Source organism: Cupriavidus phytorum (genome assembly GCF_003254285.1).
GTDB lineage: Bacteria > Pseudomonadota > Gammaproteobacteria > Burkholderiales > Burkholderiaceae > Cupriavidus > Cupriavidus phytorum.
The window spans coordinates 110,583-122,902 of sequence record NZ_QKZN01000009.1 but is presented as its reverse complement, the minus strand read 5'-3'; the positions used below and the strand labels follow the sequence as shown (position 1 = coordinate 122,902).

Annotated in this window: 11 protein-coding genes; 2 read left to right on the top strand and 9 right to left on the bottom strand. The window is 66.0% G+C overall.

The features are described 5' to 3' along the window. Positions 1 to 62: 62 nt before the first annotated feature. The 5 genes from C7416_RS21600 to C7416_RS21580 form a co-directional block, all read right to left on the bottom strand. The gene (locus tag C7416_RS21600; protein WP_111520819.1) at positions 63 to 1,466 is read right to left on the bottom strand and encodes an undecaprenyl-phosphate glucose phosphotransferase; all 1,404 of its coding nucleotides are present in this window, start codon (positions 1,464 to 1,466) and stop codon (positions 63 to 65) included. A 115-nt stretch (positions 1,467 to 1,581) separates the two neighbouring features. Continuing rightward, positions 1,582 to 2,247 (bottom strand): phosphatase PAP2 family protein, encoded by a 666-nt coding sequence (locus C7416_RS21595; protein WP_111520818.1) that lies wholly within the window; start codon positions 2,245 to 2,247, stop codon positions 1,582 to 1,584. 439 nt (positions 2,248 to 2,686) lie between these two features. Continuing rightward, entirely contained in the window at positions 2,687 to 3,001 is a 315-nt protein-coding gene (locus tag C7416_RS21590) for a hypothetical protein (RefSeq protein ID WP_111520817.1), read from the bottom strand. A gap of 95 nt (positions 3,002 to 3,096) precedes the next feature. Continuing rightward, complete coding sequence (locus C7416_RS21585; protein ID WP_111520816.1) at positions 3,097 to 3,642, bottom strand: helix-turn-helix domain-containing protein; 546 nt, start codon at positions 3,640 to 3,642, stop codon at positions 3,097 to 3,099. Positions 3,643 to 3,890: 248 nt separating this feature from the next. Further along, complete coding sequence (locus tag C7416_RS21580; RefSeq protein WP_111520815.1) at positions 3,891 to 4,733, bottom strand: helix-turn-helix transcriptional regulator; 843 nt, start codon at positions 4,731 to 4,733, stop codon at positions 3,891 to 3,893. A gap of 528 nt (positions 4,734 to 5,261) precedes the next feature. Between C7416_RS21580 and C7416_RS21575 the strand changes: the two genes are divergently transcribed. Then, the gene (locus C7416_RS21575; RefSeq protein WP_111520814.1) at positions 5,262 to 6,866 is read left to right on the top strand and encodes a phage integrase family protein; all 1,605 of its coding nucleotides are present in this window, start codon (positions 5,262 to 5,264) and stop codon (positions 6,864 to 6,866) included. A 103-nt stretch (positions 6,867 to 6,969) separates the two neighbouring features. On the opposite strand, the gene C7416_RS21570 is transcribed toward C7416_RS21575, so the two are convergent. Further along, positions 6,970 to 7,986 (bottom strand): ParB/RepB/Spo0J family partition protein, encoded by a 1,017-nt coding sequence (locus C7416_RS21570; protein ID WP_111520813.1) that lies wholly within the window; start codon positions 7,984 to 7,986, stop codon positions 6,970 to 6,972. A gap of 2 nt (positions 7,987 to 7,988) precedes the next feature. After that, positions 7,989 to 8,648: an AAA family ATPase gene (locus tag C7416_RS21565; protein ID WP_012354867.1), complete on the bottom strand. Its 660-nt coding sequence runs from the start codon at positions 8,646 to 8,648 to the stop codon at positions 7,989 to 7,991. A 377-nt stretch (positions 8,649 to 9,025) separates the two neighbouring features. Between C7416_RS21565 and C7416_RS21560 the strand changes: the two genes are divergently transcribed. Continuing rightward, positions 9,026 to 9,229, top strand: coding sequence for a cold-shock protein (locus tag C7416_RS21560; RefSeq protein WP_006159056.1), 204 nt, complete (start codon positions 9,026 to 9,028; stop codon positions 9,227 to 9,229). Positions 9,230 to 9,342: 113 nt separating this feature from the next. On the opposite strand, the gene C7416_RS21555 is transcribed toward C7416_RS21560, so the two are convergent. Next, positions 9,343 to 10,437: a replication protein RepA gene (locus C7416_RS21555; protein WP_012354866.1), complete on the bottom strand. Its 1,095-nt coding sequence runs from the start codon at positions 10,435 to 10,437 to the stop codon at positions 9,343 to 9,345. A 1,567-nt stretch (positions 10,438 to 12,004) separates the two neighbouring features. Continuing rightward, the gene (locus tag C7416_RS21550; RefSeq protein ID WP_010811149.1) at positions 12,005 to 12,208 is read right to left on the bottom strand and encodes a cold-shock protein; all 204 of its coding nucleotides are present in this window, start codon (positions 12,206 to 12,208) and stop codon (positions 12,005 to 12,007) included. Positions 12,209 to 12,320 lie beyond the last annotated feature (112 nt).

Here is a 12,320-nt window from a genome sequence, read left to right as displayed (position 1 = left end):
CTGCGGCTTCGGTACGTTTGCGCACCAATCCGTGCACCCCCGGGTACCGCCGCAGCTGCACCTCAATACGCACTGGCGCCGGTCCAGCCGTGCAGCGCGGTGCGCAGGATGATCTGCAGGTCGAGCTGGAACGACCAGTGCTGGATGTAGTAGATGTCGAACTCGATACGCCGGCGCATCTTCTCGACGGTATCGGTCTGGCCGCGCAGGCCGTTGATCTGGGCCCAGCCGGTGATGCCCGGCTTGACCCGGTGCCGCAGCATGTAGCGGTCGATCAGCTCCTTGTAGAGCTCGTTGTGCTCCATCGCATGGGGGCGCGGGCCCACCACCGACATCTCGCCGCGCAGCACGTTGAAGAACTGCGGCAGCTCGTCCAGGCTGGTGCGGCGCAGGAAGGCGCCGATCCGCGTCACGCGCGCATCGCCGCGTACCGCCTGCGTCACGCCCACGTCGGCGTGCTGGCGCATGGTGCGGAACTTGAAGACATCGAACGGGCGCCCGTCCATGCCCAGCCGCCGCTGTCGGAACAGCACCGGCCCGGGCGACGACAGCTTCACCAGCACCGCCACCACCAGCAGCAGCGGTGCAAGCCCGATCAGCGCTGCCAGCGCGAAGGCGCGATCGAAACTGGCCTTGAGCAGGCCGGTGATGCCCGACACCGGCGGGCTGTTCAGGTCGATCACGGGCAGGCCGAGGAACTCGCTGAAGCGGTGGCCGAGCAGCTCCACCGACATCACGTCGGGGATCCAGCGGATGTCGATCAGCTCGTTGCGGAACTGCCGCACCACGTCGTACAGGTCGCGGCACGCCACCATCGGCAGCGTCAGCCAGATCTCCCTGACCGCCTGGCTGCGCACGAACAGGTTGACCTCTTCCATGGTGCGCAGCGAGACCACGCCGTCGGGCACCGCGATCGGCTCTTCATGGTAGATGCCGACCACGCGGTAGCCCGCGGCGCGGATCTGGTCCACGCGCAGGTACATCTCGCGCCCAAGCGGCCCGTAGCCGAAGATCACCACGCGCTTGGCGTTGATGCCCTGCTCGCGCACATTGCCCAGCATGCGGAACATGACGGCGCGCACCCCTGCCAGCGCCAGCAGGCTGGAACCGAACCAGCCCAGCGACCAGACCCGCGACACCGCGGCGATCTGGTGCATCAGGAACGCCGTCATCAGCCCGACGATGAACACCGTGGCCCACGCGGCCAGCAGGCGCAGCACCAGCGCCGCACGGCTGCGGCCGCGCCACGATTCATAGATGCCGAAGGCGGGAAACACCGCCAGCACCCCGATCGAACACAGCGCGGCAAGAAAGCCGTGCACCGGCGCGGCGCCGCGGATGCCCTCGGGAAAGTACAGCGCACCGATCATCACCGCGCAGGCGCCGACCAGCACCGCGTCGGCCAGCCGGTACAACAAGTGCAGCGCCGTGTGGCGCTCTGCCGCAAAGGTCGAACTGGATGCCATGGCTGCCCACCGCGAATGCAATGCTCGATGCAGCGATGGTTGCCGAGCCGCCCGCCAGTGTCTGTTGGCGGGCGCACACAGGCCGTGGCCCGCAAACCGGCGCTGGCGGCGGCGCTCAGCAGGGTTCTGTGCGCACCGCGGCGTGCACCTTGACGTACCCTGGCGCACGCCCGTGCATGGCCCATTCGCCGCGCTGGAAGGGGCGGTCGCGGCCGGACAGCAGCATGGCAAGCTGCTGGATCAGCGCGTGCGAGGCGCCCACCGAGCCGGTCATCGGCATCACCAGCGCGGTGGCCAGCACCACGCTCGCCAGCACCATCGCCAGCGGACCGTGCGGGGTGGTGCGCCGCAGGATGAACGGCAGGCTTACGCACAGGCCCACGCCCAGGCCGCCCGCCACCTCCGATACCGAATGCGCATGCAGCGCCAGCCGCGACACCCCCACCAGCAACGCCAAGGCGACGCCCGCGGCCGCCGCCAGCCAGCCCAGGCGCCGCCACGCCGCCGGCACCGCCAGGTACAGCAGCACCGGCAGCACCGACGCCGCCATCATCGCGTGGCCGGAGAAGCCGGTGAAGTTCAGCGCCGCACTGCCGATGCCCCAGCCCATGAACGCGAGCTTGGACGCCAGCACCAGCAGCGCGGCTGCGGCGAACGCCAGCCCCCAGTGGCGCGCGCTGCCGGGCGCACCGCGCCAGTACAGCCACAACGCCAGGAACACGGCGCAAGGCAGCAGGTACGCGGATTCGCCGAACAGGGAAACGAGATGCCAGTGGCTCATGGGCAGGCGCAAGCGGTAAGCGTCAGGGTCTGGTGGCGCAGCGTACCACCGCGTCGCGCGTGGCGGCATCGGCCGCTTGGTCCAGCGCCGCGCGCGCGCGCAGCGCGGCCCCGGCCGGCGCCGGTCAGGGTGCAGACAGGTTGAGAGTGCATGACTGCATTGGCCGTCTGGTGGATAGAGAGTCTTTGCGCAATTCGATATGTTCAATCGGGATCGCTGCCCTTGCATCACCGGGGCAGCGTTTTCAAAGCCCGCATGGTCCCCCGGTCGGCGGGCTTCTTTTTTTGCCGGCCGGGAAAGCATGATCGAGAGGGCGGCAGCAGCGGCGAGATCATGCGGTCAACCGATGCGGTCAACCGATGCGACCCGCACAAACGCACAGCGGCACCGGGCGCTCGCGCCGGGTGCCGCTGCACAACAGCTGCGCGTGCCTGGAGGTTCAGCTCACCAGTGACGGCGGCACGCGGTGCCGATGCTGCGCGATGATCAGTGCCTTGAGGCTTTCCACACGCAGCAAGGCTTCGCGCTCGCCGGCCGCGCGCGCGGCATCGGCGGCGGCCAGCTCGCAATCGAACTGGCGCCCGTGCAGTTCTCCCCGGTACAGCAGCGGCTCATCGCTGCCAGCGGCGCCATCCGCGCCGCAACCTTGCTCATGATGGGCGGCGAGCCTGATCTCGAAGCAGCACGCCCACTTTCCCCGGCCCTCGCGCACCGCAAAGCCGCGCACGACGAGGAACTCCAGTCCGGCCTCCATACGACCCCCTTCTTCCCGGGACGGCCAGCCTGCGAATGAGGGCCAGCTTCTGCCTCCGGGCGAATCAAGCATAGGCCATCAGCAATATTGCGCCCTCATCCGGTGGTTGTAGGACGGGTCGCACAAAGGAGGGAGGGCGCAGGCGCACGCGCCCCGGCCAGCGACAGCGCCATGCGCGGGAAGCACTGCCCACCGGCCCACACCAGCGCGGTGGCCGCGCACACCAGGTCCATCGCCGCGGGCAACGCGAGGCAGCCGCTGGCGCCGAGCAGCGCCGCATGCAGGATCAGCGCGGGCTCTAGGCGGTCCGACAACACCAGCCAGCGCCGCGGCGCCAGGCGCGCGTGCAGCTGGTCCAGCCATGCGCGCGGATCGCCTTCGAGGCCGCTGCAATCGATCACGGCAATATCCGCCGGATCCGGCGGCAGCTGCGCGCCGGCCTGCGCGGGCATGTGGCCAGGGACGGCCGGAAGGTCGTGCGTTGCGGTCTGCGCCGGCGCAGCCGATGACGGGGCGTGCGCCGGGGCTTGCAGCCATTGCGGCGTGCGGCAGTTGATCGGCCTGGGCAGGTCCAGCGCGTGCAGGCGTCGTGCCAGCGCCCGGCACATCATTTCGTTGCTGGCGATCAGGTAGGTCGGCATTGACTCGGTCCGGCGGCAACCCCGGGCGGCCATGGCAGCGGCCGCGCGGTCGGAGCCGGGCTGCGGGCGGCCCGGCGGTGAAGGCATCGCACCAGCGCCAACCGCCGGCGTCGGTCTGTGCGGATGTCTTCCCTCAGAAGGTAGCAAGCCGCCGCCACCCCTGCCTCATGCTTTTGGCGGAGCATCGCGCAGCAGAAGGATGAGGCGGCGGGAGCGCGCGGCCAGCATCGCCGGCGCGCGCCACCGGCTCAGGCCGCCTGGCCTACCGGCGGCATGCGCGTCGGCGCGGCAGCCGGGTCCGGTCCCGCCCAGTTGAGCGTGGCACCCCTTTGCAACGCCACGTAGACCGCTTCGCCCTTGTTGCGCACATGGAGGCGCTGATACAGGGTGCAGGCATGCGTCTTGGCGGTGGCGATCGAGATATTCAGCATGCGGCTGACGGTCTTGATCGGATAGCCGCGCGCCAGCAAGGCCAGCACTTCGTACTGGCGCTCGGTGATGTTGAGCAGGTGCGCGCCGGCCGAGGGCGTTTCGTACGCGGTGGCGTGCGCGGCGAACTGGCGTTGCGCCACCGGCGCCGCGCTGTCGTGACCGGCATCGTCCACGCCCGGGCGCAGCGTCACCACCCGGGCATCGCCGGGTGCCGCCAGCGCGACGCGTGCCGCCGCAGCGTCCGTGCCGGCGTGCCGGCCCGGCAGCGGCTGGCTCGACGCCGGAAAGCATTCGCCGCCGGCCAGTACCAGCCGCACCGCCGCATCCAGCGCGTCGGCGCTGCAATGCTTGGGCACGCAACCGCGCACCGGTTCCGGCAGTCCGGCATCGGGCAACGCCGGCATCGCGTGCTCGCTCAGGACCAGCACCCGTTGTGGCCGCAGCCGCTGGCACAGTTCTTCCAGCATGGACCAGCCGCTGGCCTGGTCGGACGGCAGTCCGTAGACCATCAGGTCCGCATCGTTGAGCCACAGGTCGGAATCGATGGGCGCCAGCGGATCGATGTCCAGCAGGTCGCCGTCGAGGTGTGCTTGGGCCAGCAGGTGGCGCAGACCCAGGCGCAGGAGGGGGTGAGGCTCGATCAAGAGGATGGTGGCCATGGCCGCTCTCTTATTATTGCGGCAAGCGCGGACCCCGCGAAAATCCGTGCTTGCTTGTCGGACGTGCCCCGCTATCCTGCGGTTGCACCTCCCTACGATCCGCCAGTGCTCCGGCGACGCCGCACAGCCTTCCCGTCTGGCTGCAGGTCATCCTTTCCCTGGAGATACCGGATCGCCCCGGTGTGCGTGTGAAACGCTTCTGTTGCAAGAGCCTTAGATTCGGCTGAAGTCTGATCTAAGTATTTATAACTCCTGAGCTGCAGCATATGAAACGCGCCCGTCGAATGCAAGGTAATGGTGCGCTGCAGCGGGTAATCCCCAACCAGCGTTTTACGCCACGCCCGCCGGTCTGATGCCGGCTGATTTGCAGCATATGGATGAAACCCGGCCGGCGGGCCTGTGCATCTTGCGCCATCGCGCATAGAATTATCGGCATTGCATTTTGCTATGCATTTCAGGTCGGATGATTTCTGCCTCCGCCCGGGTGCCTTATAAATCAATAAGTTAGCGATACTGCGCAAGCTGCCGATGATTCCTGCCGCACCCTCTGTCAGCCTGACCCGAAGCGAATTCGCCGCCGTGCGTGCCTATGTCCAGGGCATGCCGGCCGCGATGGTCGTCCCCCGCTATCTCGCCGACGACACGGATGACGATGACGCCGGCGCCGAGTCGGCGCTGCGCATCCTGCTGGCCTTGCGCGACCGCATGGTCCAGCTCGCGCATCTGCACGGGCGCGCGGACCTGGCCGAACTGCTACTGGCCGGCCCCGGGCGCTCGAACCGCGGCATGGATCGTCGGGTGGATGCGCTCGGCGAGCTGGAAAGACTGGGCACGGCGGCTCCGCAGGCCCAGCACAGCGTGGAACTGTGGTTCGCTCCGGCACTGGCACGTCGTCTGCGCAATGCCAATATTGTGACGCTTAGATCGCTTTTAGAGGTTGCCAATCAGCGCGGTACCGCCTGGTGGCGAGCCGTGCCGCGCATTGGCGCGCTTGCCGGCACCGCCATCAACCGCTGGCTGGGTGAGCATCGCACGGTCTTCAAGGGCGCGGATGGCGCGCCGCTGCTGCACGCGCACGTCGGCAACCGGGCGCCGCAGCAAGCGGCACCCTTGGGTCCGGCGCTGCGCCAGCCGTTGCCGCTCGAGTGGCTGAGCGAGGCGCCGGCGTCGGCTGCCGGTCCCGATGAGGCCTGTCCGTACAGCCACGGCGTAATGGTGGTCAAGGCGTGGCTGCGCGATACCACCGACGGCCAGGGCAGCACCTTTGCCGCGTATCGCAAGGAGGCGGAGCGGCTGTTACTGTGGGCGGCGCTGGAGCGCGGCAAGGGGCTGTCGCAACTGGACCTGGATGACCGCCAGGGCTACCTGGGGTTCCTGGCCAGCCCCGAACCCGCCAGCCGCTGGTGCGGGCCGCGCGCGCCGCGGCACCAGGCAGCGTGGCGTCCGCTGACGGGCCCGCTGAGCCCGGCCAGCCAGCGCCACAGCATGCGCGTGCTGGCCGCGTTGTTCCGGTGGATGCACGATAACGGCTACCCTTGCGCGGCGCGCTGGCCAGCGCAGATCGGGGCCGAAATGGCGACGGCCCCGGACGCGGAGGCGGCTACGCCGTCCGTCCGCGCTCCGTTGCCGGAAGACAGCGTCGCCGCTTTCCTGTCATGGCTGACATCGCAGGCCGAGGCCAGCGACGGCCAGCGCTACCGCGCTGCGCACGCCGCCATCCTGCTGCTGCGCGAGCAAGGGCTCAGCCTGGATCAACTGTCATCGGCAACGTTGCGATCGCTCTCTGCCTCTGCGCCTGCCGGCGGCACGGCCGTCGAGTCCGGCGGCCTCGACAATCCTGAGGACGCTTCGCACCCAGGTCGCAGCCTTGCGCCCGCGACACGGTTGGCGCTGGCGCGCCACTGGCAGGACCGCCAACTGCAATGGGAAAGTCCAGGCATGGAAGACGCCTGCCTGATCGGCCCGGCGACGGCGCCGCCCACCGGGCGTGCCCGCCGCAAGCGCACGGCACAACCGCTGGGCGGGTATTCGGTGCGCGGCCTGCATGCCTTGCTTGCGGCCATGCTGGAGCGCTATCGCAAGCGCTGTGATCCGGCATTCGCGGCACGTTCGCCACGGGATCTGATGGCCTGAAAACAAAGGGGGCAGTGTCGCCACTGCCCCCGCATATTGCCCGCCTGGCGGTCGGCGTCCGCGTCAACGCGGAGCCGAACCGGCGGCCAGCCGATTCAAAGATTCAAAGCAACGTCTTGTCGAGTCCGAAGCGAGACTTCAGGGCTTCAACCAGGGCCTCGCGCGCACTGCGGTCGGTCAGTTGCACGTCCAGCATCACGCGTCCGGAATCCCATTCCTTGATCGTGCCGAGCAGCTGGCCGCTGTCAGTGCGGATCTTGTACTGGCGGCTGATCTCCTTGACCTTGCGCGCCTTGCCTTCCTGCGCCTGCTTGCGGATCGCCTCGACCTCGCGGCTCGACAGCCCGTCGTGGATGATGCGACCCGCCAGTTCCCGGGTTCGCTCTTCGCCCGCCAGCTTGAAGTACAGCGTCAGTTCATAGCCCGCGGCAATGCCGATCGCGCTCGGGCACTCGCGCATCACGCCCAGCACCGACTCCGGCAGGCGCAGCAAGGCGAGGGTCTTGTTCACCGTGCCCGCGGAAATGCCGGTCAGCTCGCAGATCTCCTCTTCCTTCTGCACCTTGCCCTCATCGAGCAGCTGGCGCCAGGCAATGGCATTGTCGAGCGCGGACTGGTCCGAGCGCTGCTCGTTCAGCATGAACGACAGCCGGTAGAAATCCAGGTCGCTCAGATCGTCCTCGACAAAACATTCCATCTCAAGCTTGCCGGCAGATGCCAGAGCTCGCTTGCGGTAATGACCGTCGATCAGGATGTAGTGGCCCGGGCGCGCCGGATCCGGCGCGGCCAGGCCCGGCGTCTTCTGGCCGTGCGTGGCGATGGACGCGGCCCGCTCCTGCACCACGGCAGGATCGTAGATGCGGCGCGCATTCAGCGGGTTGTCATGCAGCTGCGCCAGCGGAATCCGGATCAGCTGCCGGCCCGCGGCGACGTCGTCGAGACTTTCAGCGCTGAAACCGGGCGACGTTTCAGCAGCCCCCCTGCCCTGCAGCAGCCCGTTGGGATGCTGGGAAATGGCCGCTTCCGCCCGAGCGAAGCGGTCCATCGTATCGTTCCGGCTCTTCTCGGCCGCCATGCCGGCAAGCATGCCGGCCTTCAGGCTTTTTAGTTTGGTAGCCATGCCTATTGCTCAATCAAAGACAACACTTCATCGACCATCATGTCGACCTCCTGCACCGCCTCGCGCGCACCAGCCACGCCATGGACGGTGCAGCCGATCGCCTGGCATTCGCGAAACGCCGAACGCGAGCCGATCATCGAATTCAACAACGGGACGTCGCCATCATCGCCAAGAATTTCAATCGCCTGGCGGGCAATCGACACCCGGCGCTGCACCATATTGGCCATGACGCGGATCAGAAGCGATTCGTTCTGTACCTGCGCGTGCTGGGCCAGCGTCTTGGCGGCCACCGCCGCCCACAGGTCAGGCGGGGACGGCACGACGGGAATGATGGCGAGGTCGGAAATCAGCAGCGCGCTGGATGGCGCCGCCGAATGGACTGCCGGCGGGCAATCCACAACGATGTAGTCATAATCCTGGACGAATTTGCGAACCTCGCGGTGCATGGCGCCGCCGGAGGGCGCCAGACCGATGACCGAGGCCGGGAACGGCCGTTCGTCGCTGGCCTGGGCAGCCCATCGGGTGGCGGTGCCTTGCTCGTCCATGTCGACCAGCATCGAACGCGCACCGCGCAGGCCCAGCGTGCCGGCAAGATGCATGCTGACCGTCGTCTTGCCGCAACCGCCTTTCTGGTTGAAGACCGTAATGATTTTGGCTGGCACTGCGACCTCTCTTTCAGCGCTGAAAGCGCGGTTGATTCTTAAGGCGCAACTGTAGCCAAAACCAGGTGACGTATCAACCGTTTCCCAATTTAACAAAAAAAGTATTTCAAGGCTGCTGTCGTCGAACTGTCCTTAAGACAGGGGAAATCACGCAAGTCGGTAAAATTGCTTGAAAATCGGACCGGAATGTGCCTAAAGTATCTGTAGTGCGCATTACGCCGCACATGACACCGTAATCCAAAGTGGTTATGATGCGCGCTACAGTCGAGTCAAGTCGTGTCACCTCGTCGGCTTCCGTTCGGTATCTACGAGAACTCAACGTGCTTGAACGGTTGTTTGCGTTGTGTACAAGAACTTGCTTCGAAAAGGAAATTCCTATGGCAACCGGTACGGTCAAGTGGTTCAACGAGACCAAGGGCTTTGGCTTTATCACCCCGGACGACGGTGGTGCAGATCTGTTCGCGCACTTCTCGGAAATCCAGGGCTCGGGCTTCAAGACCCTGAAGGACGGGCAGCGCGTGACGTTTGAAGTCAAGCAAGGCCCGAAGGGCCTGCAGGCTTCGGCAATCAAGCCGGCCTGATCCAGCCTCGGCTGAGCTCTCACCCGCCGCGATGCGTTCGCGGCGGCAACAAAAAAGGCAAGCGTTTCACGCTTGCCTTTTTTGCGTTCGGGCTGGTCCGCCCGAGGCGCGCGTCAGCCCAGCTTGCGCACGCTGGTGCGCGACGGCTGCAGGATCAGGGCCTTGGACGAGTCCGCGTCCACCTTGGCACCGGGGTAGACCACCAGCACGTCCTTCAGCGCCTTGCGGAACAGCGCGCGAAACTTGCGTTCGCTTTCGGTTTCGGTGCCGAACTGCATCTGCAGCGCTTCCCAGGGTATCTCGGTGCGGCGCTGGATTGTAAAGAACCGGTAGGTCAGCCACGAATACACGTCGAGCGCGAACGGCGACTGCTTGAGGGCCTTCAGCGCGCGCATGTCCACCGGCACCGGCCGGTTGACCAGTTCGTTGAAGAACGGCTCGGACAGCACCACGAAGCTCTCGAACATCGAGCCCTGGCCGGGCTGCATCGGATCCCACCAGGTCGACAGCTGGTCGGCCAGCAGGTAGCCGACGCGATCGATCGACAGCGGCTCGTGGTTGGGATTCTGGTTCTGGCTCGGCGTCGACTTGTTCTGCACGATGGCAATGGTCGCCGAGAACAGGCGGATCATCTGCTGGCGTACCAGCGTCATGGTGCCGCGCTTGCCCCCGGTAGCCATCGGGATGCCGAGGTTGTACATGAACTCCGACAGCGAATTGCCAAGCGAGATACGCCGGTCTTCCACCGTGCCGGTGAATTCGCCGCGCTTTTTCTTCGCCATGATCTCCTTGCCGATCCAGGCCAGCATCAGGCGCGGATAGGAGCCATACGGGTAGCCCAGCGACACCGTCTCCGACACCAGCTTCTGGCGGCCATTGGCGGCGCGCTCGGAGCGTTGCTGCGTGAAATAGCCCGGCTGGATCATCAGCGAGATATTGCCGCTGGTGCGGGTCCAGACCGGCGGCGCGCCCTTGGGCGCGCGATATGGCAGCGTGACCTGGACGCTGGCGCGGCTGAGGAAGCCGACCTCGCCGCTTTGCCAGGCGTCTTCGCGCTCCATGGCCTGCGCTTCGTCGAACAGGCGCTGGAATTTCTCGGACGGAACCAGGTTGTTCTCGTTGCCGGGAACAATGATGCGGGAGGGTTCGGCGTCCAGGTCGAGGACGCTTCGATCCCCCGTGGCGGCCGGGGAGCGTTTGATGGGCATAGTGGCTTGCTTCGGATTACCCGCCTTTGTACTCGAAGCCGCAAAGCTTGTCACGCAGAAACAGGTACACAAGCGATCGCATTGCCCGCGGGGTTCTTGCCAGCCGGGAGGATCTAATGGCTGGTCGCATGGTGGCGGACGGTGGGCAACCCGAGAGGGTTGTCCACGGTTCGCCAGCCATCAGCTACCAGTAAACGATACCGATACGGGTTAACTACTTGTAAACCGTATACGTGAAGCCAAGCCCATTGATTCGTAAGGGGAAATCACCGCCCCGCGAACCCGATTCTGCGGCGATCCGTACCCGATTCAGCGAAGGGCCGAACCCGTATCTGCGACCACCCGAACCTGTATCTGCGGCCGGCGCGAACCGGATTCTGCGGGGATAACCGCCGTCGCCCACAGGCTTCTCCACAGGCAAGACCCCGCAAAGCGTACCCGATTCTGCGAGAACCCTGGTCGCAAGGGGCGCTGGAGCGCCGGTTCCGGCCAAAAACGGTGGATAACGGTGCCGCCACGCGGTTATCCCCGCAGAAACGAGTTCGCGCCCCGGTGCACTACCGGCACCTCGAACCGCGCCCGCGTACCCATTTCTGCGAAAACCCCCGCCAAAGCGTACCCGTTTCTGCGCCGACCTCGGATCGCCCGCGCCTGGACTCGCCTGCGTACCAGTTTCTGCGGCGTACCCATTTCTGCGACCGGAGCCTCGCGCCCGGTTCCCCTCTTCGGCGTACCTGTTTCTGCGTGCACGGATGTTGAAGCGGCCCGCCAGGGCGTACCCGATTCTGCGTAATTTGCGCCTCGGATACGAGCGGACCTTTCACCAAGTTTCCATTGTACAGGACCCTCTCACAAAAAGCTAGTACTCACACCCGACGTATACGTGATGCGCAGAGGCTTCGCACCGGCGTACCCATTTCTGCGACTCTCTTGAAGGCCGTCCTGCGCTCAGCGACTTGCCCCATGGCAATGCCGCGTCGGTCCGTACCTGATTCTGCGAACGCGCTTGCCGGTCAATCGTCGCAAGGCCGTACCCGTTTCTGCGAACGGCCGGCATGCGGAGGCACCAAGGGCCGGCTTCTGCGCCGCAACAAGGTGCGTACCTGTTTCTGCGGCGGTTGCCCGGGGCATGGGATGTGGATAGATCGGGCCTGCGCGGCCGCGGGAAGCGCAGACGGGACATAAAAAATTTTCGAGGCGTACCCGATTCTGCGTACCGAGGGACGCGTAGGGCAGGGCAGCCGGCCAGTGCGTACCCGTTTCTGCGTGATTATTCGCCGGAAGGCGTGAGGCTCAGGGGGATAGCCCGTACCCGTTTCTGCGAGCGCTGACCACGGGCCTGTCGCCCTGCGCTGCAACATTGCGTACCCGTTTCTGCGAAGCGGGGCGACGCAGTGACGAGCTGCGTCCAATCAGGGCGAGACGCGTGAAAAGACGAGGAAGCGGCGGGGTGAAGGGGGAGGGGAAACGGCAGCACCGCGATGCTGCGACAGAAAACAAAAAACCCCGCCAGGGGCGGGGTTCTTACGCTGCGTGGCGCACACCAGGTGCGCCGTGGCGTCAACGCTTACAGCGGGGTGATGTTCGCGGCCTGCAGGCCCTTCGGGCCATTCTTGACTTCGAACTGCACGCGCTGGTTTTCCTGCAGCGACTTGAAGCCGTCGGCACGGATTTCCGAGAAGTGAGCGAAGAGGTCGTCACCACCTGCGTCCGGCTTGATGAAGCCGAAGCCCTTGGCGTCGTTGAACCACTTGACGATACCGGTTTGCATGATTTGCTTTCCAGAAAAAGGACAAAAAAGATCGCATGACGAACACGTCATCCGACACGGGGAACTCAAGGAAAGGACACCATGGACAACCGAAGTACCAGACGGTGGCTAA